The following is a 24,491-nucleotide window of genomic DNA, read 5'->3' as shown; positions in this document are numbered from 1 at the left end:
CTGCACCCGAGTATCCGTTCGCGCCCTTTCAGCGTCAAGAAAATTATCAATTCGTCAGCTGGTGAGGAACATCTCCTGCAGATCGTTGAGGAAGCGCTGGCCCAGCTCGGTCGGCTTGATCAGCTTGTGATCGCGGTACAGCAGGCCCTTGGCTTCGGCCGCGTTGAGCTGCTTCTCGATCGCGTTCAGGCTCAGGCCGGTGCGCTCGGCGAACAGGTTGGGATCGAAGCCGCCATGCAGGCGCAGCGTATTGAGCATGAACTCGAAGCCCATGTCCTCGCGCTTGATCTCGTACTCCTCCTGCACGGGCGCGCCCAGCCGCACCTGCTCCATGTAGGCCTTAGGCTGCTTGTAGCGGGCCTGGCGCAGGATGCGGTGCGGGAACGACAGTTTGGAATGCGCGCCCGCGCCGATGCCCAGGTAGTCGCCGAACTCCCAGTAGTTCAGGTTGTGGCGCGCGCGGCGGCCCTCCTTCGCGTAGGCCGACACCTCGTACTGGCCGTAGCCGTTGGCGGCGGTCAGCTCGGCGATCATGTCCTGCATGTCGGCGCTGGCGTCGTCGTCCGGCAGCGCCGGCGGGTACTTGGCGAACAGCGTGTTCGGCTCCATCGTCAGGTGGTACAGCGACAGGTGCGGCGGGTTGAAGGCCATCGCCGTCTCGACATCGAGGCGCGCCTCCTCCAGCGTCTGCGACGGCAGCGCGTACATCAGGTCGAGGTTGAAGTTGTCGAAGTTGGCCTGCGCGATTTCCACCGCGCGCTTCGCTTCGCCGCCGTCGTGGATGCGGCCCAGCGCCTTCAGGTGGCGCTCGTCGAAGCTCTGGATGCCGATCGACAGGCGGTTGATGCCGCTGGCGCGGTAGGACTTGAACTTCTCCGCCTCGAAGGTGCCGGGATTGGCCTCCATCGTGATCTCGCAGTCGCTGTCGAGCGGCAGCAGGGTGCGCACGTCCGACAGCAGCCGGTCCAGCCCCGCCGCCGACATCAGGCTGGGCGTGCCGCCGCCGATGAAGATGGTGTAAATCTTGCGCCCCCAGATCAGCGGCAGCGCCATTTCCAGGTCGGTGCGCAGCGCGTCCAGGTATTCCTGTTCGGGGAAAGTGTGGCCGTCCTTGGCCTCGTGCGAGTTGAAGTCGCAGTACGGGCACTTCTTCACGCACCACGGGAAGTGGATGTACAGCGACAGCGGCGGCAGCGCCTGCAGGTTCAGCGAGCCGGCCTGCAGATACTTGGCGGCGACGCCGGCGGCCTCGCTGATGTCGGTGGCCGGCTTGGCCGCCTTGCTGGTGGCGCCGACGATTTTAATCGGGATCATTTCAGCTTCTCGACCAGCGCGCGCAGGGCCTGGCCGCGGTGCGACAAGGCGTTCTTTTCATCGGCGGTCAGCTCGGCGGCGCATTTGCCCAGGGCCGGGATGTAGAAATGCGGATCGTAGCCGAAGCCGCCGTTGCCGCGCGGAGTGGCGATCATCTCGCCGTTCCAGCGGCCGTCGGCGATCACCGGCTGCGGGTCGTCGGCGTGGCGCACGAACACCAGCACGCAGTAGTAGTACGCGGACTTGTCGGCGTGCGCGGCCAGGTCGGCGATCATTTTCTCGTTGTTGCGGGCGTCCGATTTCGGCTCGCCGGCGTAGCGCGCCGAGTACACGCCGGGTGCGCCGCCCAGCGCGTTGACGCACACGCCGGAATCGTCGGCCAGCGCCGGCAACCCGGTCAGGCGCGAGGCGTGGCGGGCTTTCTGCAGCGCGTTTTCCACGAAGGTGTGGAACGGCTCGTCCGCTTCGGGGACGTCGTACTCGCCCTGGGCGTGCACGGAAAAACCTACCGTCGACAGCAGCTCGTTGAATTCTTTCAGCTTGCCGGCGTTGTTGGAGGCAAGGATCAGGCGTTGGGTCATGGATAATCTGGTGTAACGATGGGGGAAGCCGGCATTGTAATCCTTTTGCGCTGGCCGCTCCCGCTATGGGGTCAGCAGCGAGCGGATCTCGGGCTTCTGGTAGTTCTCCCGCGTGACCATGACGGCGTCGGTCAGGATCAGCGGCGGCTTGACGGCCGCGCCCTTCGCTGCGGCCACCGCGGCCTTCATGGCCTGGTAGCCCATCTGGCGCGGGTCCTGCACCACCAGGCCGTGGATTTCCTGGCGTTTCAAGCCGTCCAGCAGGAACTCGGTGGTGTCGAAGCCGATGAACTTCTTCTTGCCTGCCAGGCCGGTGAGCCGCAGCGCGCGCAGCAGGCCGTCGCTGGTCGATTCGTTGACGGCGAAGATGCCGTCCACTTGAGGATACTTTTCCAACAACGTTGCGGCGCCCCGGGCGGCCTTGCCCCGCGTGCCGCCGCCGTACTCGTCGGCGACGATGACCAGGCGCGGCGCGTTCTTCTTCAGGTAGTCGATGAAGCCGTTGGCGCGGTCGTCGGTCGAACCGCTGCCGGGAATGGTGCGCAGCACCGCCACCGTCCCCTGCCGGTTCAGCAGCTTGGCCAGCCGTTCGGCGGCCAGCGCGCCGGCGGCGTAATTGTCGGTGGTGACGAAGTTGACCTGCGCGTTGCCGTCCACCGCCGAATCCACCACCACAACCTTGATCCCCATGGCGGCCGCCTGCCGGACCGGCTCGACCAGCCGCGCGCGGTCGGTCGAGGCGATGATGATGGCGTCGACCTCCGGCCTGGAGTAGATGCGCAGGATCTGGATCTGCGAATCGATGTCGTCGTTATGGGCCGGGCCGCGCCAAGTCAGCTGGACATGCCCGTCCTCCTGCATGGCCCGCTCCACCCCTTGCCGCATGAAGGTCCAAAAGTCCTGGTCGCGCGACTTCGGAATGAAGACGACGTTGAGGTCTTTGGCTTGGGCCGGCCACATCGAAAACGCGATGCACACCAGCAGGACCGACATCCATTTTTTCATCCGCCCATTTTACAACCGTGGCGGCCTCCGATGGCGGTATTTCGGCCCGCCGTTGCGGATCAGGCGGACAGGCCCAGCGCCTGCTTCTGCAGCTTGATCAGATCCGCGATGCCGCCCTGCGCCAGGTCCAGCAGGCGGTTCATGCCGGCGCGGTCGAAGGCGGCGCCTTCGGCCGTGCCCTGCACTTCGATGAAGTGGCCGGCGTCGTTCATCACCACGTTCATGTCGGTGTCGCAGCCGGAATCCTCGACGTAGTCCAGGTCCAGCACCGGCATGCCCCGGTAGACGCCGACCGAGATCGCCGCCACGAAGTTCTTCACCGGGACCGCCGGCAGCACGCCGCGCTCGACCAGCTTGGAGAAGGCGTCGTACGCCGCCACCATGGCGCCGGTGATGGACGCGGTGCGGGTGCCGCCGTCGGCTTGGATCACGTCGCAGTCGAGGTTCAACGTGCGTTCGCCGAACGCCTCCAGGTCGAACGCGGCGCGCAGCGAGCGGCCGATCAGGCGCTGGATCTCCTGCGTGCGGCCGGACTGCTTGCCGCGCGCGGCCTCGCGGTCCATGCGCGTGTGGGTCGAACGCGGCAGCATGCCGTATTCGGCGGTCATCCAGCCCTGGCCTTTGCCCTTCAGGAAGCCGGGCACTTTTTCCTCGATGCTGGCGGTGCAGATCACCTTGGTGTCGCCGCACTCGATCAGCACCGAGCCCTCGGCGTGCTTGGTGTAGTTGCGGGTCAGGCTCAGGGTGCGCAGCGCATCGACGGCACGGCCGCTCGGACGGGATTCAAATGACATAAACAGTATTCCTTATTTGAGGATTTGGGAGGATTTTTCGATGGCGCCGCGGATCTCGGCGATGGCCTTCTCGATTTCATCGTCGTCGAAGGCGTCCGCCTCCGTGGACGGCGCGGCGGCCTGCTCCGGCACCGGCGCGCTGTTGATCGTGGTGCTGTGCAGGTCCTGCGGCAGCGCCTCGGTCGAGATCACGGTCGACAGCTCGGCCGCGGCCAGCGTGCTGGCGCCCATGCTGTCGATCATGGAGCTGCCCTGCCACATGATGGCCAGCGCGGTGACGTTGTCGCTGGCGCTGCCCGCCGCGCCCAGCGCCGCCTGCAGCAGGTCGGGCACGGCCCGCACCACGGTCTGGCTGTGCAAACGCCGCACCATTTCATCGTCCGGCAGCATAGACCACAACCCGTCCGAGCACAACAGCATCAGGTCGCCCGGCAGCATGCCGGCGCCGCCGGAAATCTCCACCTTCGGCAGGCTGTCGGCGCCCAGGCAGTTGTACAGCTTGTTGCGGTCGGGATGGGTGGCGCGCTCGGACGGCTGCGCCAGGCCCTTGGCGATCAGGCTCTCCACGTGCGAGTGGTCGCGCGTGCGCGCCAGGATCTGGCCGTCGCGCATCCAGTACAGGCGAGAATCGCCGCAGTGCGCCCAGGTGGCGGTGTTGTGCTGGATCAGGCAGGCCACGATGGTGGTGCGCGGCGTCTCCGGCAGCTGGTGCTCCTGGCGGTAGCGGTGGATGTCGTGGTGGGCCGCCAGGAAGGCCTGCTCGAGGAAGCGCTGCGGCTTCTTCACGTACGGCGTGGCCTGCTGCTGGAACAGCGCCGACACGGTCTGCAGCGCCACGGTGGCGGCGATCTCGCCGCGCAGGTGGCCGCCCATGCCGTCGGCCAGCACCAGCAGCAGCGCGTCGCGGGTGAAGCTGTAGCCCATGCGGTCCTGGTTGACCTTGCGGCCGCCGATGTGACTTTCCTGGTACACGGAGAATTGCATGCTGCGGCCTCTTGTCTTTGTCGGTTAGATCAGCGTGTCGGGTCCGGCCTTGGCCTGGGGCTTGGTTTTGGCCTGGTCCTGCCCGCCCAGCCGGCCGACCAGCCCGCGCCAGCCGGCGCCCAGCCGGTCCAGCACACCCTGCGGCGGAGGCGGCGCGGCCGGCACGGGCGGCGCCGCCTGCAGCACCTTCTGCAGCGCGAACAGGCTTTGCGGGCGCTCCAGCGGATCCAGCGCCAGGCACCAGCGCACCATCTTCACCAGCTCCGGCGTGTACTGGCCTTCCAGCTTGTCGAAGTGGCCGGCCATCTTGTCTTCGGTCTTGCGCTGGTCGGCCGGCTGCGGCGGCGCGCCCGCCATGCAGGCGAACATCGAGGCGCCGATGCTGTACACGTCCGACCACGGCCCCAGGCCGCCGGCCTTGGCGTACAGCTCGGGCGGGGCGAAGCCGGGAGTGTACATCGGCGTCAGCGTCGGCAGGTCGTTGTTGACGGTCTGGCGGGCGGCGCCGAAGTCCAGCAGCATCGGCGTGCCGTCGGTGCGCAGGTAGATGTTGGCCGGCTTCAGGTCCAGGTGCAGCAGCTTGTTGGCGTGCACCTCGCGCAGGCCCTTGAGCACCTGCAGGAAGATGGTGCGGATGAAGGCCTCGCCCACCTTGCTGCCCTTGGCGCGCTGGCGCTGGATGTGCTCCTGCAGCGAATGGCCCGATTCGTAGGCCATCACCATGTAGACGGTTTCATTGGCGCGGAAGAAGTTGAGCACGCTTACAACATTCGGATGGGAGATGCGCGCCAACGCCCGTCCCTCCTCGAAAAAACACTTGAGGCCGATGCGGAACACGGGCAGATGCGCCTTGGAGATGGTCGGCACCAGTTCGCCCTCCTGCCTCAGGGCCAGCGAACTGGGCAAATACTCCTTGATCGCCACCGCCACGCCGTCGCCGTCGTACGCCAGATAAACAATACTGAACCCACCGGACGCAATTTTCTTTACAATGCGATATCCAGCAATTTCCAGACCATCTGGTAACGGGGCGTTGTTTTGTGCAGCCATAGGATTCCTCGCCTCAACAACCGGATTGTGTGGATAAATCACTGTTTTGTAAAGATTAAATCGGGGACATCCATTGAGCATTTCCAGTATGACGGGCTACGCCGTCGCCACCAGTGAAAGTGCGGCGGGAACACTGACTATCGAAATCAAGAGCGTCAACTCGCGATTTCTAGACCTTCAGTTTCGAATAAACGACGATTTGCGAGCGCTTGAACCCGATTTGCGCTCGGCGATCATGGCGGCCATCACGCGCGGCAAGGTGGAATTGCGCCTCAGTTTCGGCCGCAAGGCCGCGACCACCGGCTCGCAGGCGCTGAACCTGCCGCTTTTGACCGAATTACAACGCTTGCAAGCCGAGGTGAGCGGCCATTTCCCGGCCGCGCCCACCATGTCGGTGGCCGAGCTGCTGCGCTGGCCGGGCGTGATCGAGGAAGCCCAGATCGGCCAGGAATCGCTGCAGGCCGATGTCGCCGCGCTGACCGCGCGCACGGTGCAGGCCTTCGTCCACAGCCGCCAGCGCGAAGGCGCGGCGCTGGAAGCGATGCTGACCTCGCGCATCGAGGCGATGGAAGTGATCGTCAAGCGCATCACGCCGCTGATCCCGCAGGTGGTGGCGGCGTTCCAGCAGAAGGCGGTCGAGCGCATGCAGGACGCGCTGGGGCTGGCCTGCCAGGGCTCGAATTCGGCGCTGTCGCGCCAGGACGCGCTCGAGCGCATCCGCCAGGAGGTGATCCTGTACGGCATCCGCATCGACGTGGCCGAGGAGCTGGGCCGGCTGTCGGCGCACCTGACCGAGACCCGCCACATCCTGAAAAAAGGCGGCCAGGTCGGCAAGCGGCTGGACTTCATGATGCAGGAGCTGAACCGCGAAGCCAACACGCTGGGCGCCAAGGCCTCGGTCAAGGAACTGGCCGACGCCTCGATGGAACTCAAGCTCCTCATCGAACAGATGCGCGAACAGGTGCAGAACCTGGAGTAAGCGGTACATCAAGGGAGCTGAGGCTCCCTTTTCTATTAGTGCCCAGCTTGCTTGCGGCAGTGCTCCGAAAGGAGTACCGTGGCTTCAGGAGGGCATCATGACGACTGCGACCTTACCGGGCAAGACAAGCGAGCTATCTTTAGCGCAGGCGCAGAAAAAGGCTGAGCATGAGCCGTTCGTCATTTTCGGCGAGAACGGCCCTTCGCATATCCTGCTGAGTATCGCGGACTATGAAAGGCTCATCAGCGGCAAACTCAATATCGTCGAGATGCTGTGGATGCCAGACATGGCGGATATCGAATTCGATCCACAGCGCTCCACTGAAACCGTGCGTCCAGCCGACTTCTCCTGATGTTTATTCTCGATACCAACGTGGTGTCCGAGCTCAGGAAAGTGGCGCTCGGCAAGGCCAACAGCAATGTCCAGCAGTGGGCCAGCAGCGCAGAACCCAAGGCCTTATATTTGTCGGCCATTACCATACACGAATTGGAAGTCGGCGTATTGCAGCTCAAACGTCGCAATGCCACCGGCAGCGAGGTTCTGCGCAAATGGCTGGATGGCCATGTGCTGCGCTCGTTTTCCGGGCGGATCCTGCCGGTCGACACTGCGGTCGCCCAACGCTCAGCAGTGCTGCACATTCCCCAGACACGTCCTTGGGCGGATGCGTTCATCGCCGCTACCGCCCTCGTGCATGACATGATCGTGGTCACACGCAACGTCAGCGATTACCAGACCACCGGCGTGAAATTGCTGAACCCCTGGCTACATTAGCTGGTTCAACTTAAGCATCTGCGCATCCGCCAGCCCGTCAATGGTCTTCACCAGTTCCAGGAAATGCGGCATGGCGAAGTGGGCTTCCAGCGCCTCGGCGTCGCGCCAGGCTTCGAGCACGATGAAGCGGCCCGGATGCTCCAGGTCGGCGTGCAGGTCGTAGCGGATGCAGCCGGCCTCGGCGCGGCTCGGTGGCACGACGCGTTCCAGCGCGGCCTTGAGCACGGCTTCGTGGCCCGGCTTGGCCGTCAGGGTGGCGACAACGATCAGTTCTTGCATGAATACTCCTGTGGATGACGAGAGCACCCAAGCTGGGGACGATTGAAAAAACAGCAAGTGCAGCCACTAAAAAATCCCGCTATCATCGCCCCATCGACTTGCGGGGAGCACTGCATGGCACAGATCAGGGTAGGCATAGGCGGCTGGGATTTCGCACCGTGGCGCGAAACGTTTTATCCCAAAGGCACGCCACAGAAGAAGGCGCTGGAATACGCTAGCCGGCAAGTGACCAGCATCGAAATCAACGGCACCTTTTACCGCACCGCCAAGCCCGAGCACTTCGCCGCGTGGGCCGCGCAAACGCCGGACGACTTCGTGTTCTCGGTCAAGGCCAACCGCTTCGCCACCAACCGCAAGGTGCTGGCCGAGGCCGGCGAATCCATCGAGCGCTTCATCACCAGCGGCCTGGACGAACTGGGCGCCAAGCTCGGCCCCATCCTGTGGCAGCTGGCCGCCACCAAGCAGTTCGCCCCCGACGACCTGCAAGCGTTCTTCAAGCTGCTGCCGACCAAGCTGGGCACGCGCAAGCTGCGCCACGTGCTCGACGCCCGCCACCCCAGCTTCCTGTGCGACGACTATTACAAGCTGGCGCGCAAGCACAAGATCGCCACCGTCATCACCGACTCGCCCAAGTATCCCAACATCAGCGAGGTCACCGGCGAGTTCGTCTACGCGCGTTTGATGGACGCGCGCAGCGACATCGAAACCGGCTACACCAAGCCCGCGCTGAAACAGTGGGCCGCGCAAGCGCACCAATGGCAGCAAGGCGCCAAGTCCGGCGACGCCTACGTCTACTTCATCAACGGCGCCAAGGAACGCGCGCCCGCCGCCGCGCTGCAACTGCTCGCACTACTGTAAATTGGATGCGAATGCTTGCTCTTGGTAAAATACGTCTTTGGGCGACGAAGTTGTGCGCCCGCTGACGTTTTCGAAAGAGAGACATGAGCTCAACCAACTCATTCGCAGGCAGCCTGTTCATGGTGGTCGCGCCCTCGGGCGCCGGCAAGTCCACGCTGGTCAACGCGCTGCTGGCGCAGGAACCGACCATCAAGCTGTCGATATCCACCACCACCCGCGCGCCGCGTCCGGGCGAGACCCACGGCAAGGAATACTACTTCACCACCGCCGAGGATTTCGTCCAGCGCGCCGACGCCGGCGAGTTCCTGGAGTGGGCCGAAGTGCACGGCAATTACTACGGCACCTCGCGCATCATGGTCGAACAACAGATGAAGACCGGCACCGACATCCTGCTGGAAATCGACTGGCAGGGCGCGCGCCAGGTGAAGAAGCAATTCCCGCAGGCGGCCGGCATTTTCATCCTGCCGCCGTCGATCGACGCGCTCGAGGAACGCCTGAAGAAACGCGCCACCGACGCACCGCATGTGATCACGCGCAGGCTGCTGGCGGCGGGCGGCGAAATCGCCCACGCTCCCGAGTTCGAGTATGCTATCATCAACGAAGAATTTGCAGTCGCCCTGTCGGAACTGACGGCGATTGTCAGAGCGGCCCGTTGCCGGTTTGCGCAACAAGCGGCGCGCAACGCCTCGCTATTTGCCCAATTGGGTATCCACGCTGAATAAATACACAAGATTTTAGGAGTTAAGATGGCCCGCATTACTATTGAAGATTGTTTGAAAACTATTCCTAACCGTTTCCAGCTGACGCTGGCCGCGACCTATCGCGCCCGTCAACTGCTGCAAGGCCACACCCCTAAGGTTGAAGCCAAGGACAAGCCGACCGTCGTCGCGCTGCGCGAAATCGCCGCCGGCAAGGTCGGTCTGGAAATGTTGAAAAAGGTCCCAATGTAAGTTGGGCCCGGCGTTCCCGAACAATGTGAATGGTGCGGTTTAGCAGTAGTATGGGATATCCTGATCCCACATTCTCATCGAGACGGAACGCAAACGTATGAATCTGATCCCTGCCGATCCGACATTGAGTGGCATGCCCGCCCGGGCCAATCAGCCGGCCCCAGCGCCGGCTGCGGCCACGTCAGGAGCCGACGCAGGGGATAGCACCACCACCCTCGCCTCATCCGCACCAGCTCCCATCCCGCCTGTGATTTCTTCGTCGCCCCTGGCCACGCCCACGCTGACCGCCGGCGTTGCCTCCGTTACGCATCTGACCGAAAAACTGGCCGAGTACATGACCGCCGCCGACCTGAAAAAGGTCAAGGAAGCCTACCGCTTCTCGGACGAAATGCACCTGGGCCAGGTGCGCAAGTCGGGCGAGCCCTACATCTCGCACCCGATCGCCGTGGCCGAGATCTGCGCCGACTGGAAGCTCGACGCGCAGGCCATCATGGCGGCGCTGCTGCACGACGTGATGGAGGACCAGGACGTCAAGAAGGAAGAGCTGATCGAGCGCTTCGGCGCGCCGGTGGCCAACCTGGTGGACGGCCTGTCCAAGCTGGAGAAGATCGAGTTCCAGAGCCAGATCGAGGCGCAGGCCGAGAACTTCCGCAAGATGCTGCTGGCGATGGCGTCGGACGTGCGCGTCATCCTGATCAAGCTGGCCGACCGCCTGCACAATATGCGCACGATGGAGGTGATGGCGCCGGCCAAGAAGGCGCGCATCTCCAGCGAGACCATGGAAGTGTACGTGCCGATCGCACACCGGCTGGGCCTGAACAACATCTACCGCGAGCTGCAGGACCTGTCGTTCTCGCACCTGTACCCGCTGCGCTACCGCACCCTGGCCAAGGCCGTGAAGGCGGCGCGCGGCAACCGCCGCGAGGTGGTCAAGAAGATCCTCGAATCGGTCAAGAACACACTGGCCATGGCCAACATCGAGGCCGAGGTCTACGGCCGCGAAAAAACGCTGTACGGCATCTATAAAAAAATGCGCAGCAAGCACCTGTCGTTCTCGCAGGTGCTGGACGTGTACGGCTTCCGCGTGGTGGTCGACAGCTTCCCCAACTGCTACGTCGCGCTGGGCACGCTGCACTCGCTGTACAAGCCGATGCCGGGCAAGTTCAAGGACTACATCGCGATCCGCAAGCTCAACGGCTACCAGTCGCTGCACACAACACTGATCGGCCCGTACGGCACGCCGGTGGAGTTCCAGATCCGCACCCAGGAAATGCACCGCACCGCCGAGTCGGGCGTGGCCGCGCACTGGCTGTACAAGAACGGCGACGCCAACATGTCGGACATGCAGCAGCGCACCCATGCGTGGCTGCAGTCGCTGCTCGACATCCAGCAGCAGACCGGCGACTCGGCCGAATTCCTCGAACACGTCAAGGTCGACCTGTTCCCCGATTCGGTGTACGTGTTCACGCCCAAGTCCAAGATCATCGCGCTGCCGCGCGGCGCCACGCCGATCGACTTCGCGTACTCGATCCACACCGGCATCGGCGACCACACGGTGTCGGTCAACATCAACAACGAGCCGGCCTCGCTGCGCACCGAGCTGCGCAACGGCGACATCGTCGAGATCGTCACCGACGCCAACTCGCGGCCGAGTCCGACGTGGCTGTCGTTCGTCCGCACCGGCAAGGCGCGCTCGGCGATCCGGCATCACCTGCGCACCATCAATTTGCCGGAATCGATCACGCTGGGCGAGCAGCTGCTGTCGCATGCGCTGAGCTCGCTGGGCATCAAGCCGGAGCTGGAAGAGCATCTGGTGGAACGGCTGCTGAACGAATCGAGCGCCAAGTCGCTTGACGAACTGTATGCCGACATCGGCATCGGCAAGCGCATGGCGGCCTTGGTGGCGCGCCACATCTTCGGCCTGCGTGGTGGGGAGTCGGCCAGCGCGCCGGTCGACCACAACAGCGCGGCCGAGCTGGACCCGGTGACCATCTGCGGCAGCGAAGGCGTGTCGGTGCAGCTGGCGCCGTGCTGCCTGCCGATCCCGGGCGACTCCATCATCGGCCAGCTGCGGCGCGACCAGGGCCTGCTGGTGCATACCGGCGACTGCACCCTGGCCAAGCGGCAGAAGATCAAGGAGCCGGACCGCTGGATCGCGGTCAAATGGGGCACCGAATTGAACCGCCGTTTCGACAGCCGCATCAAGCTGCTGATCAACAACGAGAAGGGGATCCTGGCGCGCGTGGCGGCCGAGATCGGCGAGTCCGATGCCAACATCACGTACGTGGGCATGGACGAGGACAAGGAACACGTGCTGCACCAGCTGCGCTTCACGATCCAGGTGAAAGACCGCGTGCACCTGGCGGGCCTGCTGCGCAACGTGCGCCGCGTGGCCGGCGTCAACCGCATCCTGCGCGAGCGCAGCTAGGCCGCGTCGCGCAGCACAACAAGGGCAGGCACCGCGCCTGCCCTTTTTTCGTTTACCAATTTGGGGTCAAGTCTGACATTCGGACACGAGCTGTGCCGTAGCGGCGGCTACGGCACAGCTCGTGTCCGAATGTCAGACTTGACCCCAAATTACTTGACCCCAATTTCCTTGTACGGATCGTACCAATAGGCCTTGTTGGCCAGTGGTGTCTGCCGGGACAGGAGTGGATTGTTCAGCCGGAACAGGCGGCGCTTGTGCAACGCCGCTTTCTCGATCAGGCCGTCATAGAATTCGTGGAAGATCTGGTCGAAGCGGCCGTCGGCGATCAGTAGTTGCAGGCCGTATTCCAGCCTTCGCGCCAACCTCGGTTGCCCACCGATGAAGAAGTAGCGCGGCAGCGGCATGTAGAGCACCAGGCTGCGCTCCACCGCCAGTTGCGGAAACGCCGGGGCGTATTCGTCGCGCTCGTACAGCGCCTCGTCGATCGCGCGCGGGAAATGCTGGAACCGGTGCGCCGCCAGCATCCGGTGCAGCCCCGCCGTGGTGGCGCCCCCGACCACGTCGAAACCAGCCTGTGCGAACACCGCCGTCGAACTCCACTGCCGCCCCGCGCCCAGGCTCATCGCCTTCAGCTGCGCCAGCGTGCGCACCTTTGAAAACGCTTCCTGCTCGCGGCCGTCGATCAGCGAGATGCGGTAGCCCGACAAGCCCTTGTCCACCGGGATGCGCACCGGGATCAACTCGCGCTCCCACTCGGCCGACGTCACCTGTGCGCTCAGGTTGACGGACTGCCCTTTCTTCATCTCCACCATCAGCCGGTCGCGCTGCACGCGCAGCGTCGAGATCTTCACCTCGTAAGCGCCGTACTTGGGACGCGAGGCCTCCAGCGCCGCCTTCAACAGGCGCAGGACGTGGCTGTTATTGAATTCTGTCTTGCTGGAGTTCAGGTCGATGATGTAACGGTCCAGCGCCAGCGCCGGCCCCTGCCAGCCCGCCAGCGCCAGCAGGCACAACCCTGCCCAGGCCAGCCGGCGGGCTCTAGTCGGCAGCCGGGGCCGGATAGCTCACCTCGAGGATTTCCAGCTCCTCCACGCCATGCGGCGCCTGGAAGGTGATGACGTCGCCTTCGCGCGCCTTGGTCAGCGCGCGCGCGACCGGCGCCACCCAACTGATCTTGCCGTTCAGCGGATCGAGCTCGTCGATGCCGACGATGGTGATGGTGCGCGTCTCGTCGTGCTGGTTGCAATAGGTGACGGTGGCGCCGAAAAACACCTGGTCGCTGCCATGGTGCACGCTGGGGTCGACGATGGCGGCCGAGTCCATGCGCTTGGTCAGGAAGCGGATGCGGCGGTCGATTTCGCGCAGCCGCCGCTTGCCGTAGATGTAGTCGCCGTTTTCCGACCGGTCGCCGTTGGACGCGGCCCAGTGCACAATGCGCACCACCTCCGGCCGGTCGACGTCGATCAGCTGCAGCAGCTCGTCCTTGATGCGCTGGTAGCCTTCCGGCCGGATGTAATTCTTCGACCCGGCCGGGATCGCCAGCGCCAGCGCGGCGGCTTCCTCGTCGTCGTCCTGGTCCGACTCTTTGACAAATGCTTTGTTCATGCGGGCTATTGTAACGGCTTCAAGCGGCGCCGGGGCTGTTGTGCACGTTCGGTGTTTTTCCCCGCGCCGGCGATGCTTTCACGTATCATGATAGTGATAGAACAATGCTTCAACGATGAAACTCTTCCACCGCTTCTGCCGCTCGCTGTTCGCCCCGCTGGTCTATCTGGCGGCCCTGCTGCTGTTGCTGGAGGACTGGCTGTGGGACGTCGGCATGCGCGTGCTGCGCCGGCTGTCGGCCTGGCCGCCGCTGCACCGGCTGGAAGCGTGGATCTGCACACTCAGCCCGTACGCCGCGCTGGCGCTGTTCGTGCTGCCGGCGCTGCTGCTGTTCCCGGTCAAGCTGCTGGCGCTGTGGGCGATGACGCACGGCCACGCGATGCTGGGCCTGCTCGTCATCGTGCTGGCCAAGCTGGGCGGCGCGGCGGCGGTGGCGCGCATTTTCCTGCTGACGCGGCCGGTGCTGATGACCATTGTCTGGTTCGCCCGGCTGCTGCACTGGTTCCTGGCGCTCAAGGAGCGCTGGATCGAACGGCTGCGCGCCACCCGCGCCTGGCGCCGCGTCAGCGCGCTGGCCAAGGCCTGGCGGCACTGGCGCCAGCACGCCACACCGTCGCCGCGCGGCTGGATCGCGCGCTTCCGCCGCCTGCTGCGGCGCTTCCGCGCCCGCTGGCACGCCCGTTAATCCATACAATTTATATCATTTATATGAACGCAGCCTCCCCTCCCCCTTCCGACAGCGCGGCCCTGGCCGACGAGCTGGAACAGGTGCGCGCGCGCTTCGACGCCATCGTCTCCAACACGCCGGGCCTGGTCTACCAGTTCGTGCTGCACGCGGACGGCCGCGTCTCCTTCCCCTACCTGAGCGACGGCTGCCAGGCGCTGCTGGGCCTGACAACGGCCGAGCTGCACGACCATCCGGACCGCTTCCTCGAGCTGATCCTGGCCGACGACCGCAAGTCCTACCTGGACGCGATGCAGGCCTCGGCCAGCGCGCTGTGGAGCTGGAACTGGGAGGGCCGCATCTGGATCGACGCCTGGAAGGACGTCAAGTGGATCAACCTGCGCTGCACGCCGCACGCGCTGGCGGACGGCGCGGTGCGCTGGGACGGCATCATGACCAACATCAGCGAGAGCAAGCAGGAGCAGCTGGAGGTGCGCCACTCGCGCGCCCGGCTGGCCGAGCTGAGCGCGCATGCCGACCGTGTCAAGGAGCAGGAGCGCGGCCGCATCGCGCGCGAGATCCACGACGAGCTGGGCGGCAATCTGACCGCGATCAAGATGGCGGTCGCCATGCTGGCCGCGCGACTGGACGAGGTGGGCGATTTCCCGGCGCTGCGCGACAAGACCGACTACGTCGACGCCCTGGTCGACCGTACCATCGACGCCGTCCACCGCATTTCGCTGGACCTGCGCCCGGCGCTGCTGGACCTGGGCCTGGCGGCCGCGCTGGAGTGGCAGGTCAAGGAATTCGAGAAGCAGACCGGCATCGCCTGCAGCTTCAACGCCAACCAGCGCGACGTCGAGCTCGACAACGACCAGGCCACCGCGCTGTTCCGCATCGCCCAAGAGGCGCTGACCAACATCGCCAAACACGCCGGCGCCACCCGCGTCAGCGTCAAGCTGGCGCGGCTGCGGCATCACATCAGCCTGAAGATCGGCGACAACGGCCGCGGCATCCGCCAGGCCGACCGCGCCAAGCCGGCCTCGTTCGGCCTGCGCGGCATGGCCGAGCGCGCCCGCGCGCTGGGCGGCACGCTGACCCTGAGCCACGCGGCCGGCGGCGGCACCGTGGTGTCCATCAAAATTAAGCACGAAAGCGCACGCGCGGCCCTCATCGCGGCCGCCGCCGGCGCTACAATAGCGGGTGAAAACATTTCTGCCGTGAAATAGCAAAAGATCAATAGAGAGTCACATGTCAGAAAAAGCCATCATCAAGGTCTTCATCGCCGACGACCACGCCATCGTGCGGGAAGGCTTGAAACAAATCCTGGCCGAGACGCGCGACATCGTCGTGGCCGGCGAGGCCGAGAACGGCCTGGACGCCATCAAGCTGTTCCGCAAGGCCGACTGCCAGGTCATGCTGCTCGACATCTCTATGCCCGACCGCAGCGGCATCGAAGTGCTCAAGCAGATCAAGAAGGAAAAGCCGGAACTGGCGGTGCTGATGCTGTCGATGCACCGCGAGGACCAGTACGCGATCCGCTCGCTCAAGGCCGGCGCGGCCGGCTATCTCACCAAGCAGAGCGCGCCGCGCGAGCTGGTGACGGCGATCCGCCAGGTGGCCGGCGGCCTCAAGTACATCAGCCCGGCGCTGGCGCAGGAACTGGCCAACCACGTCGGCGAGGACCACGAGGCGCCGCCGCACGACAGCCTGTCCGACCGCGAATACCAGACGCTGACCATGATCGCCTCCGGCAAGACGGTGGGCATGATCGCCAAGGAACTGTCGCTGTCGGTCAAGACCGTCAGCGAGTACCGGGCCCGGCTGCTGGTCAAGATGAAGCTGAAAAACAGCGCGGAACTGACCCACTATGCGATCAAGAACCAGCTGATCGAATAGGCCCGGGCAGGCGCTTGCCGGAATGCTCATACTTAATACCCTGATGAAAGCCACATTCCACCCTTTTATTCAAGCTATGCCGACCGGGACGCGGGCTTAATATGGTTTAATGAACAAACCTTTAAGAGGCAGCATCTGATGTCCAGCAAATCCTCCACTCCCGAGCAGAATCCGGCCGACATCGCGCGCGAGGCGTTCAAGCGCCTGGCCGTGCGCCGCATCGCGCCGACGCCGGAAGCCTACCGCGACATCTACAACGAAATCGCCGGCATCGCCGCCGAGCCGGCCGCCGCGCCGCTGGGCGCTGTCGATCCGGGGCCGGAATCGGTGCTGAGCCAGTTCGCCACCCGCCTGACCGAGAACAGCGGCGACCTGGCCGACTTCGGCCGCCGCTTCAACCGCGCCGTCAAGTCGCGCGACTGGGAAGGCTACGCCAAGGCGCTGTCGCAGCTGGTGGAAAAACACTTCGTCAGCAAGAAGGGCGGCATCGAGGTGGCCGGCCTGGCGCCGGAGGACGAACAAAGCCGCACGCTGCGCGACCTGCTCAGCCGCACCCTGACTTTCGCGGTGGCGTCGCTGCTGTCGGGCGCGCCGGTGCTGGTGGCCGAGGCCGAATCGCTGGGCGCGGCCACCAAGCTGGCCCACAGCGAGGAGGCGCTGGCCGAGATCGCCGTGCGCCTCAAGCAGCTGTGCTACCAGATCGAGCTGCGCGGCGGCGACAGCGGCGAGCAGCAGGAACTGCTGCTGCGCCTGTTCAAGCTGCTGCTGGAGAACGTCAGCGAGTTGCTTGACGACGACAGCTGGCTGCGCGGCCAGATCGAGTCGGTGCAGAACCTGATCACCGGCCCGATCGACGTGCGCGCGCTGGAGGAAGCCACGCGCAGCCTGAAGGAAGTGATCTACAAGCAGGGCCAGCTCAAGCACAGCCTGTCGGACGTCAAGCTCACCGTCAAGAACATGATGATGACCTTCATCGACCGTCTCGGCCAGGTGGCGGCCTCGACCGGCGACTTCCACGAGAAGATCGGCGGCTATTCGGAAAAGATCAGCAAGGCCGACAACATCGCCGAGCTCAACAACATCCTCGACGAGGTGCTCAAGGAAACCCGGCTGGTGCAGAGCGAGGCGCTCAAGGCGCGCGACAAGATGGTCCTGGCGCGCCAGGAGGTGCAGGACGCCGAGAACCGCATCCACGCGCTGGAAGCCAAGCTGCAGCATTTGAGCGAGCTGGTGCGCGAAGACCAGCTGACCGGCAGCCTCAACCGCCGGGGCCTGGACGATGTGTTCGAGCGCGAGACCGCGCGCGCCGACCGCCGCGGCACGCCGCTGTGCATCGCCATCCTCGACCTGGACGATTTCAAAAAGCTCAACGACACCTACGGCCACATCGCCGGCGACGCCGCGCTCAAGCATCTGGTCAAGATCGTCAAGGACACGCTGCGCTCGATGGACGTGATCGCCCGCTTCGGTGGCGAGGAATTCCTGATCCTGATGCCGGAGACCTCGGTCGAGGCGGCCGCCAGCACGATGACCCGTTTGCAGCGCGAGCTGACCAAGCACTTCTTCCTGCACGATAACGAGAAGGTGCTGATCACCTTCTCGGCCGGGGTGGCGCTGCGCCGTCCCAACGAGGAGCAGACCGAGCTGGTCAAGCGCGCCGACAAGGCCATGTACACCGCCAAGCAGACCGGCAAAAACCGGGTGGTGGTGGCCGATTAGCCCCGTTTATTGTCATTTTTATTCCAGCCCGGCGCCCGCCGGGCTTTTTTTTGCCCAAAAACAAGGCCGAAAAATAATTATTTTTGCCCTAAAGATTCCGCGAACGCGGTCGTTTAAACGGGCATCGGCAATGAACTTTAGGCCTGATGTAGAAAATTTCCCGGCTTTTTGCCCCTTAATTTTCCCTCTGGGCAACCGTTACCAGTTACAACAGCGGTTTGAATGTCTCGGAATGTGGAGACAGACCAATGGGAACTGAGCATATCGCCGAATCGAAGTATTAAGTCTGGAGAAACATCATGGCACAAGTCATTAACACTAATATTGCATCGCTGAATTCGCAACGTAACCTGACCACGTCGCAAGCCTCGCTGTCGACTTCCCTGCAACGCCTGTCTTCCGGTTTGCGCATCAACAGCGCAAAAGACGACGCCGCCGGCCTGGCGATTTCCGAGCGCTTCACCTCGCAAATTCGCGGCAATACCCAGGCAGCACGTAACGCCAACGACGGCATCTCGCTGGCGCAAACGGCCGAGGGTGGCTTGAGCACCGCAGGCGATCTGCTGCAACGTATCCGCGAACTGGCAGTCCAGTCCGCCAACGGCACCAACTCGGATTCGGACCGCAAGTCGATCCAGGGCGAGGTGTCGGCCCTGTCGAACGAGCTGGACCGCGTGGCCAACACCACCCAGTTCAACGGCCAGAACGTGCTGGACGGTTCGCTGACCTCGGCCCAGTTCCAGGTCGGCGCCAATTCCGGCCAGACCATCAATATTGGCGTCCAATCGGCCAAGGCCACCGATATCGGCAACAATACGCTGGCTGCGCTTTACGGCGATGCCGCTGGCAATGCCTCGGCATCCACCGCCACCGGCGCCAACGAAACGCAGGCCCAGACCCTGACGTTCACATCCGGCACGGGCACCACCAGCACCGTGGCCGTCACCGCCGGCGACAGCGCCAAGCGTATCGCCGCCAACGTCAACGGCCTGAGCGCGACCAGTGGCGTCAAGGCGACTGCCAGCACCACCGCAACCCTGAGCGGTGCCGGCGGTGTGGCGATCAAAGATGGTTCGCTGCAATTCACTCTGCGCGGTGACAACTCGATCGAATCGGACGCCAACTCGACCGCCGTGACGATTTCGGCCAAGGTAAAGGGCGGTGATTTGTCGGCGGTTGCCCAAGCGATCAACGCTCAAGTGGGTACTACGGGTATCAGCGCATCGATCAAGGTCAACGCCACCACCAATGCCAAGGAAATCCAACTGACCAACTCGTCGGGCGCCGATATTCAGATTACCAATACCAACGGCGACGCAGCCACTGATTCGCTGAGCGGTGCGGTCTTGCGCGGTATCGACAAACCGGCCAATGGTTCGGTTGCTGCGGTCCGTGCTGCGGAATCGGCTTTCGCCGCCTCCGGCACCCAGGCTACGGTCGGCGGCCACCTGGACTTCTCGTCCGATTCGGGCTTTACCTTAGCGTCGAGCGGCCCAACCGACATCGTCGCCGCCTCGACCGGCTCCGACCTGCAATCGGTTGCCAAGATCGACGTCAGCTCCGTGGCCGGTGCCAATGCCGCACTGCTGAGCATCGACTCCGCGCTGAACCAGGTCAACAGCAACCGCGCTGCACTGGGTGCGATCCAGAACCGTTTCGCTTCGACCATCTCGAACCTGAACACGACGACGGAGAACTTGTCCGCTTCGCGTAGCCGGATTCAAGATACCGACTTCGCGTCGGAAACGGCCAACCTGACCCGCGGCCAGATCCTGCAACAAGCCGGTACCGCCATCCTGGCCCAGGCCAACTCGCTGCCGAACGGCGTGCTGTCCCTGCTGCGTGGCTAAAATCCGGGGAAGGATTGACCCGACAAGGTCACCCTGACTAGGTTCCCCGGCTGATTTATTCAGTCGGGGATTTTTCACAAAGGAAGCATCATGACTATCGATACCATCGGCTCGGCCACCCAGGCCCGCCCAGTAGACCGCCCGGCCACAGCCGCTGGCGGCGATGTCGCTGCGCAAGGCGCCGCGCGCGCACCTGCTACTGCCGTGGAAACGGCGGCTGCCGTCAAGGGCCCGGCCAACGTACCGACGCTGGAGCAGGTCAACCACGCCGTGTCGCAGCTGAACAAGTCGGCGCAGGCCAAGTCGCAAGGCCTGGAATTCTCGGTCGACAGCGACACCAAGCGCACCGTGGTCAAGGTGATCGACCAGACCACCAAGGAAGTGCTGCGCCAGATTCCCTCGCCCGAAGCGCTGGAAATCGCCAAATCGCTGGAGTCGAAGTCCAGCAACTCCGGTTTGCTGATCCAGCAAACCGCCTGAAGCGGCCGCGCTCGCGCGCGCCGCTTTTTCTCCATCCATGGCATCCTGACGCCGGGAGCGCCTGTCCAATTCCCGTCACATCCTCTCCACTGCCCGTTTTTTCAGCTTTGCCTGAACTGGCAGGTATTCTCCCCTCTCAAGTCCGGTTTGATTCTGCCGATATTGTCTTATATTATTGCTTTACTTAGGAGCGCATCGTGGGCATCTCTTCACCTGGCATCGGCTCGAACATCCCGGTCGACTCCATCGTCAGCAAGCTGATGGCGGTCGAGTCCGCGCCGCTGGCCGATTACGACAAGAAGTCGGCCAGCTATCTGTCGCAGGTGTCCGCGTTCGGCAATCTGTCCGGTGCGCTGGGCACCTTCCAGGGTGTGCTGGCGGGCCTGACCTCGGTGTCGAGCTTCCAGACACTGGTGAGCACGCCCAGCGACGCCACCGTGATGACCGCCACCGCGAGCGGCACCGCGCAGCCGGGTACGTATCGCGTCAACATCAACCAGCTCGCGCAGGCGCAGACGCTGGCCTCGGGCGGCTATAAATCCACGACCTCGGCGATCGGCCTGGGCGCCAAGACCACGATCAACTTCTCGCTCGGCACCGTCAGCGGCGGCAGCTTCGGCATCACCGGCACCCAGCTGGGCGCCAGCCTGTCGAGTGGCGGTCTCACGCCGGGCTCGCTCAGCATCAACAACACCGCGATCGCCACCGACGGCACGACCCGCAGCGCACGCCTGCTGGCCGATGCCATCAACGCCAAAAGCACGACCACGGGCGTCTCCGCCAAGGCCGCGCCCACTGTCACCAATGCCGCGCTGTTCGGCGCCGCCGGCGCCTCGACCTTCGGCGATATCGATACCAGCGGCGGCGGCACTTATACGCTGACCGTCGGCGGCGTGGAAATCGCCGCCCAAGCGACCGGCGTCGCCGCCGGCGGCGCGGGCGGAGTCACAGCCGCCTCGATCGATGCCGCGCTGACCGGCAACACCGCCGTCACCCGCGCGCTGGCCGACGCCAACATCACCGTCAGCGGCACCGCCGCCGCCGGCACGCTGCAGTTCACCAACGCCGACGGCAGCAACATCGCCGTCGCCGAGGCCGTCACCGGCACCGTCACCGGCGGCATCGGCAACAGCGGCACAGCCAATATCGGTTCCAGCACCACGGCGGTCGGCTCGATTTCGCTGGTCTCGGCGGACGGCAGCCCGATCAGCGTCGGCGGCACCAACCCGGCCGGCGCCGGCTTGACGGCCGGTGTAGGCGGCGCCTACCTGGGTGCCAGCTTCAGCGCCGACTCGACCCGCACCAGCGGCAACATCGTCATCGACAGCAGCAACAATACCCTGCAGGGCATCCTGGCCGCGATCAACAAGGGCAATTTCGGTGTCACCGCCAGCATCGTCTCGGACGGCTCCACCGGCACCACCGCCACCCCCAATCACCTGATCCTGACCTCGACCGCCACCGGCGCCACCTCGACCATGAAGATCACCCTGGCCGGGTCCGGTGGCAATCCGCCGGACCCTGATCTGGTATCGCTGCTGGGCTACGATCCGGGCGGCGTGCAGAACCTGAGCCAGAAATCCGCAGCGGCCGACACGCTGGCCACGGTGAACGGCATTGCCGTCACCAGCTCCAGCACCAGCATCGGCGGCGCGATCGCCGGCGTCAGTATCAACGCGCTCAAGGTCGGCAGCTCGACGCTGTCGGTAAGCAAGGACAGCGGTTCGCTCACGACTGCGGTCGGAGGCTTTGTCAAGGCGTACAACGACTTGACAGACCAGATCAAGCAGCTGGGCGGTTACAATCCCGACACCAAGACCGGCGGCCCGCTGCTGGGCGATCCGACGCTGCGCAATCTGCAAGCCTCGATCCGGCGTCAGCTCGGCTCCTCGATCACCGGGCTGCAAGGCAGCAGCCTGACCAATCTGTCACAGATCGGCATCTCGTTCCAGAAAGACGGCACGCTGACACTGGACAATTCCAAACTGCAAAAGGCCATCACCAGCAACTTCAACGATATCGCCGGCCTGTTCGCGGCGGTTGGCCACGGCAGCGATCCCGATGTCAAGTTCACCAGCTCCGGCACCAACACCAAGGCCGGCGACTATGCGATTAACATCACCCAGCTGGCCACCCAGGGCACGCTGCAGGGCACCAACGTGCTGCCGGCCGAAACCGTGATCGACGCGGACACCACCTGGACCGTCACGCTGAACGACACCACGCCGCCGACGCTGGCCAACACCGCCACCATTTCCCTGCCGGCCGGCAGCTACAACCCCAGCCAGCTGGCGACCTTGCTGCAATCGTCGATCAATGGCGTCAGCGCGTTTTCCAACGCCGGCGCCACGGTCACCGCCACCGTCGGCGATGACGGCAAGCTCAAACTGGCCTCGACCAGCTATGGGTCGAAATCGAACATCCACATCGCCACCGCCACCGGCACCGACATCTCGGCCGCCTTCGGCACCGGAGCCTCGGTCGACGGTTTAGATGTGGCCGGCACCATCGGCGGCTATACCGCCACCGGCAGCGGCCAGACCCTGACCGGTTCGCCGGGCGCACCGGTAGATGGCCTGAAGCTGACGGTCACCGGCGACACCATCGGCTCGCGCGGCAGCTTCGGCTTCTCGCAAGGCTACGCCTACCAGCTCAACTCGCTGGCGGCCGGCTACCTGGGCGCGCAAGGCGCGATCACCAGCCGCACCACCGGCCTGAACAACACGGTCAAGGATATCGCCAAGCAGAAGGACGCCTTCAGCGCCCGCCTGGTCGATATCGAAGCGCGCTACCGCGCACAGTACACGGCGCTCGACACCTCGATCGCCAGCATGAATACCACCGCGTCATTCTTGACGCAACAGTTCGCGGCGCTTGCCAAGCAATAGCCGCTGACGCTTTAACAGGAGACAGAATATGTTCGGATCGCGACAAACTGGCGTGCACGCCTATGCCAAGGTTGGCATGGAAACCGGCGTGGTGGCCGCCAGTCCTCACAAGCTGATCGTCATGCTGTTCGACGGCGCCCTGGTGGCGCTGAGCAGCGCGCTGAACGGTATGCGCAACGGCGACATCGGCGAGAAAGGCAAATCGATCTCCAAGGCCATCATGATCATCGACAGCGGCCTGCGCGCCGCGCTCGACAAGAAGGCCGGCGGCGACATCGCCGAGGGCCTGGACGCGCTGTACGAGTACATGAGCGCGCGCCTGCTGACAGCCAACCTGAACAACGACCCGACGATCCTGGAGGAAGTGCAGCGCCTGCTGACCGAGCTGCGCGACGCCTGGAACGCCATTGCCGACACTCCCGCCGCCACCGGCATCCGCCCCACCACCAATCTCGCGAGCGCCTGATTCATGATGACCAGCCAAGATATCCTTTCCGTGTACGCCGCCATGGCCGACCTGACCGAACAGATGGTGCAGGCCGCCACGCGCAGCGACTGGGACCAGTTGGTGCTGCTGGAGCAACGCTGCGCCGCGCACGTGCAGGCGCTGCGCGAGCAGGAGCCGGCCCGGCCGATGCAGGGCGCCGACCGCGAACGCAAGATCAGCCTGATCCGCCAGATGCTCAACGCCGACCGCCAGATCCGCGACCTGACCATGCCGTGGATGGCGCAACTGTCCAAACTGATCAACTCCACCGGCACTGAACGGCGCGTGATTAACGCCTACGGCAGCGTCTAAAGCAGGGGCGCGCCATGATGCCGCCAGCGGTCACCATCTTGCCGGTCGGCCCGGCGGCCGGCGTCGGCGGTGTCGCGCCGGTGGGCGACGGCCGCCAGGCGGCCTTCCAGCGCGCGCTGCAAAGCCTGGTCGGACAATCGGTGACGGCCGAGGTGCTGTCCAAGTACAACGACGGCAGCTTCCTGGTCCGCGTGGCCGACAACGCCGTGCGGATGATGCTGCCGCCGGAGGTGCAGGTGGGCGCCGACGTGCCGCTGACCGTGCTCACGGCCAGCCCCCGCCCCACATTCCAGCTCGCTAACAATACCCCCGGCAGCTCCGCCACGGTGGTCTACGGCGACACCGCCGAAGCCGACCCCGGCCTCTATTCCCCTACCCTGCCGTCGCAGGACGCACCGGCCACCTTGCCTGGCACGCCACGCCAGCCCGCCGGCACCGCGCCGGGCCAGCCGGCCACACCCGGCGCGGCCGAGGCCGAAGCCGGCGTGCCGGCGGAAGCGGATAGCGTTCCGGGCCAAGCCAAGCCTGGCACGCAGCCAGCCGCCGGCGGTGCGGCCAGCCCGGCCACGGGCGCCGCGCAAGCAGGCACCGCTG

The 24,491-nt window shown here is 64.7% G+C and carries 25 protein-coding genes and 1 pseudogene; 17 read left to right on the top strand and 9 right to left on the bottom strand.

Going from position 1 to position 24,491, the window contains the following annotated elements; genetic code table 11:
* Positions 1 to 54: 54 nt before the first annotated feature.
* The 6 genes from hemW to ACUJB0_RS30645 all read right to left on the bottom strand — a co-directional run bounded on the left by hemW (position 55) and on the right by ACUJB0_RS30645 (position 5,728).
* On the bottom strand, positions 55 to 1,314 hold the full coding sequence (gene hemW / locus ACUJB0_RS30670) for a radical SAM family heme chaperone HemW (protein WP_444848574.1): 1,260 nt from the start codon (positions 1,312 to 1,314) through the stop codon (positions 55 to 57).
* Entirely contained in the window at positions 1,311 to 1,895 is a 585-nt protein-coding gene (gene rdgB / locus ACUJB0_RS30665; protein ID WP_176363572.1) for an RdgB/HAM1 family non-canonical purine NTP pyrophosphatase, read from the bottom strand. Before rdgB ends, hemW begins: the two co-directional genes overlap by 4 nt.
* Positions 1,896 to 1,958: 63 nt before the next feature.
* Positions 1,959 to 2,900 carry an ABC transporter substrate-binding protein gene (locus ACUJB0_RS30660; protein WP_444848573.1) on the bottom strand — a complete coding sequence of 314 codons (942 nt, stop codon included), beginning with the start codon at positions 2,898 to 2,900 and terminating at the stop codon, positions 1,959 to 1,961.
* A gap of 59 nt (positions 2,901 to 2,959) precedes the next feature.
* A complete protein-coding gene (gene rph, locus ACUJB0_RS30655) occupies positions 2,960 to 3,694 on the bottom strand; it encodes a ribonuclease PH (protein WP_444848572.1) in 735 nt (244 codons plus the stop codon).
* 12 nt (positions 3,695 to 3,706) lie between these two features.
* Positions 3,707 to 4,678, bottom strand: coding sequence for a PP2C family protein-serine/threonine phosphatase (locus ACUJB0_RS30650; RefSeq protein ID WP_444848571.1), 972 nt, complete (start codon positions 4,676 to 4,678; stop codon positions 3,707 to 3,709).
* A 24-nt stretch (positions 4,679 to 4,702) separates the two neighbouring features.
* A complete protein-coding gene (locus tag ACUJB0_RS30645) occupies positions 4,703 to 5,728 on the bottom strand; it encodes a serine/threonine protein kinase (RefSeq protein ID WP_444848570.1) in 1,026 nt (341 codons plus the stop codon).
* A gap of 88 nt (positions 5,729 to 5,816) precedes the next feature.
* Between ACUJB0_RS30645 and ACUJB0_RS30640 the strand changes: the two genes are divergently transcribed.
* From ACUJB0_RS30640 to ACUJB0_RS30630, 3 genes are all read left to right on the top strand, one after another.
* Positions 5,817 to 6,707: a YicC/YloC family endoribonuclease gene (locus tag ACUJB0_RS30640; protein ID WP_161087195.1), complete on the top strand. Its 891-nt coding sequence runs from the start codon at positions 5,817 to 5,819 to the stop codon at positions 6,705 to 6,707.
* Between the two features lie 97 nt (positions 6,708 to 6,804).
* Entirely contained in the window at positions 6,805 to 7,059 is a 255-nt protein-coding gene (locus tag ACUJB0_RS30635; protein WP_444848569.1) for a type II toxin-antitoxin system Phd/YefM family antitoxin, read from the top strand.
* The gene (locus ACUJB0_RS30630; protein ID WP_444848600.1) at positions 7,056 to 7,478 is read left to right on the top strand and encodes a type II toxin-antitoxin system VapC family toxin; all 423 of its coding nucleotides are present in this window, start codon (positions 7,056 to 7,058) and stop codon (positions 7,476 to 7,478) included. Before ACUJB0_RS30635 ends, ACUJB0_RS30630 begins: the two co-directional genes overlap by 4 nt.
* On the opposite strand, the gene ACUJB0_RS30625 is transcribed toward ACUJB0_RS30630, so the two are convergent.
* Complete coding sequence (locus ACUJB0_RS30625) at positions 7,470 to 7,757, bottom strand: putative quinol monooxygenase (RefSeq protein ID WP_444848568.1); 288 nt, start codon at positions 7,755 to 7,757, stop codon at positions 7,470 to 7,472. The two genes, ACUJB0_RS30630 and ACUJB0_RS30625, sit on opposite strands and share 9 nt — an antisense overlap.
* Positions 7,758 to 7,871: 114 nt before the next feature.
* On the opposite strand from ACUJB0_RS30625, the gene ACUJB0_RS30620 reads away from it, so the two are divergent.
* The 4 genes from ACUJB0_RS30620 to ACUJB0_RS30605 all read left to right on the top strand — a co-directional run bounded on the left by ACUJB0_RS30620 (position 7,872) and on the right by ACUJB0_RS30605 (position 11,993).
* Complete coding sequence (locus ACUJB0_RS30620) at positions 7,872 to 8,615, top strand: DUF72 domain-containing protein (RefSeq protein WP_444848567.1); 744 nt, start codon at positions 7,872 to 7,874, stop codon at positions 8,613 to 8,615.
* An 83-nt stretch (positions 8,616 to 8,698) separates the two neighbouring features.
* The gene (gmk, locus tag ACUJB0_RS30615; RefSeq protein ID WP_117011606.1) at positions 8,699 to 9,337 is read left to right on the top strand and encodes a guanylate kinase; all 639 of its coding nucleotides are present in this window, start codon (positions 8,699 to 8,701) and stop codon (positions 9,335 to 9,337) included.
* 24 nt (positions 9,338 to 9,361) lie between these two features.
* Positions 9,362 to 9,565, top strand: a complete 204-nt coding sequence (gene rpoZ / locus ACUJB0_RS30610) for a DNA-directed RNA polymerase subunit omega (protein WP_008451304.1) — start codon at positions 9,362 to 9,364, stop codon at positions 9,563 to 9,565.
* A 97-nt stretch (positions 9,566 to 9,662) separates the two neighbouring features.
* Positions 9,663 to 11,993 carry a RelA/SpoT family protein gene (locus ACUJB0_RS30605; protein ID WP_444848566.1) on the top strand — a complete coding sequence of 777 codons (2,331 nt, stop codon included), beginning with the start codon at positions 9,663 to 9,665 and terminating at the stop codon, positions 11,991 to 11,993.
* Positions 11,994 to 12,142: 149 nt separating this feature from the next.
* Here ACUJB0_RS30605 and ACUJB0_RS30600 read toward each other — a convergent pair whose 3' ends face one another.
* The gene (locus ACUJB0_RS30600; protein WP_444848565.1) at positions 12,143 to 13,006 is read right to left on the bottom strand and encodes a transporter substrate-binding domain-containing protein; all 864 of its coding nucleotides are present in this window, start codon (positions 13,004 to 13,006) and stop codon (positions 12,143 to 12,145) included.
* A 25-nt stretch (positions 13,007 to 13,031) separates the two neighbouring features.
* Positions 13,032 to 13,598, bottom strand: coding sequence for a transcription elongation factor GreB (gene greB / locus ACUJB0_RS30595; RefSeq protein WP_008451309.1), 567 nt, complete (start codon positions 13,596 to 13,598; stop codon positions 13,032 to 13,034).
* A gap of 115 nt (positions 13,599 to 13,713) precedes the next feature.
* Here greB and ACUJB0_RS30590 point away from each other — a divergent pair, with 115 nt between their 5' ends.
* The 10 genes and pseudogenes from ACUJB0_RS30590 to ACUJB0_RS30545 form a co-directional block, all read left to right on the top strand.
* Positions 13,714 to 14,283, top strand: a complete 570-nt coding sequence (locus ACUJB0_RS30590; RefSeq protein WP_444848564.1) for a hypothetical protein — start codon at positions 13,714 to 13,716, stop codon at positions 14,281 to 14,283.
* 23 nt (positions 14,284 to 14,306) lie between these two features.
* A complete protein-coding gene (locus tag ACUJB0_RS30585; RefSeq protein ID WP_444848563.1) occupies positions 14,307 to 15,491 on the top strand; it encodes a sensor histidine kinase in 1,185 nt (394 codons plus the stop codon).
* 22 nt (positions 15,492 to 15,513) lie between these two features.
* Positions 15,514 to 16,161: a response regulator gene (locus ACUJB0_RS30580; RefSeq protein WP_161087575.1), complete on the top strand. Its 648-nt coding sequence runs from the start codon at positions 15,514 to 15,516 to the stop codon at positions 16,159 to 16,161.
* Positions 16,162 to 16,299: 138 nt separating this feature from the next.
* Positions 16,300 to 17,880 (top strand): GGDEF domain-containing protein, encoded by a 1,581-nt coding sequence (locus ACUJB0_RS30575; protein WP_444848562.1) that lies wholly within the window; start codon positions 16,300 to 16,302, stop codon positions 17,878 to 17,880.
* A gap of 299 nt (positions 17,881 to 18,179) precedes the next feature.
* Positions 18,180 to 19,730, top strand: a complete 1,551-nt coding sequence (locus ACUJB0_RS30570) for a flagellin N-terminal helical domain-containing protein (RefSeq protein ID WP_444848561.1) — start codon at positions 18,180 to 18,182, stop codon at positions 19,728 to 19,730.
* A 90-nt stretch (positions 19,731 to 19,820) separates the two neighbouring features.
* Positions 19,821 to 20,210 (top strand): flagellar protein FlaG, encoded by a 390-nt coding sequence (locus ACUJB0_RS30565; RefSeq protein WP_444848560.1) that lies wholly within the window; start codon positions 19,821 to 19,823, stop codon positions 20,208 to 20,210.
* A gap of 197 nt (positions 20,211 to 20,407) precedes the next feature.
* A complete protein-coding gene (gene fliD, locus ACUJB0_RS30560) occupies positions 20,408 to 23,098 on the top strand; it encodes a flagellar filament capping protein FliD (RefSeq protein ID WP_444848559.1) in 2,691 nt (896 codons plus the stop codon).
* A gap of 28 nt (positions 23,099 to 23,126) precedes the next feature.
* Positions 23,127 to 23,564 (top strand): flagellar export chaperone FliS, encoded by a 438-nt coding sequence (fliS, locus tag ACUJB0_RS30555; protein ID WP_444848558.1) that lies wholly within the window; start codon positions 23,127 to 23,129, stop codon positions 23,562 to 23,564.
* Positions 23,565 to 23,567: 3 nt separating this feature from the next.
* On the top strand, positions 23,568 to 23,897 hold the full coding sequence (locus ACUJB0_RS30550; protein WP_444848557.1) for a flagellar protein FliT: 330 nt from the start codon (positions 23,568 to 23,570) through the stop codon (positions 23,895 to 23,897).
* A gap of 14 nt (positions 23,898 to 23,911) precedes the next feature.
* A pseudogene (locus ACUJB0_RS30545) lies at positions 23,912 to 24,491 on the top strand (flagellar hook-length control protein FliK); the annotation flags it as partial.

It is taken from the genome of Duganella caerulea, from assembly GCF_040362985.1.
In the GTDB taxonomy this organism is placed as follows: Bacteria; Pseudomonadota; Gammaproteobacteria; order Burkholderiales; family Burkholderiaceae_D; genus Rugamonas; species Rugamonas vulcania.
The sequence above is the reverse complement of the archived record's forward strand: the minus strand, read 5'-3'. Positions and strand labels throughout refer to the sequence as shown.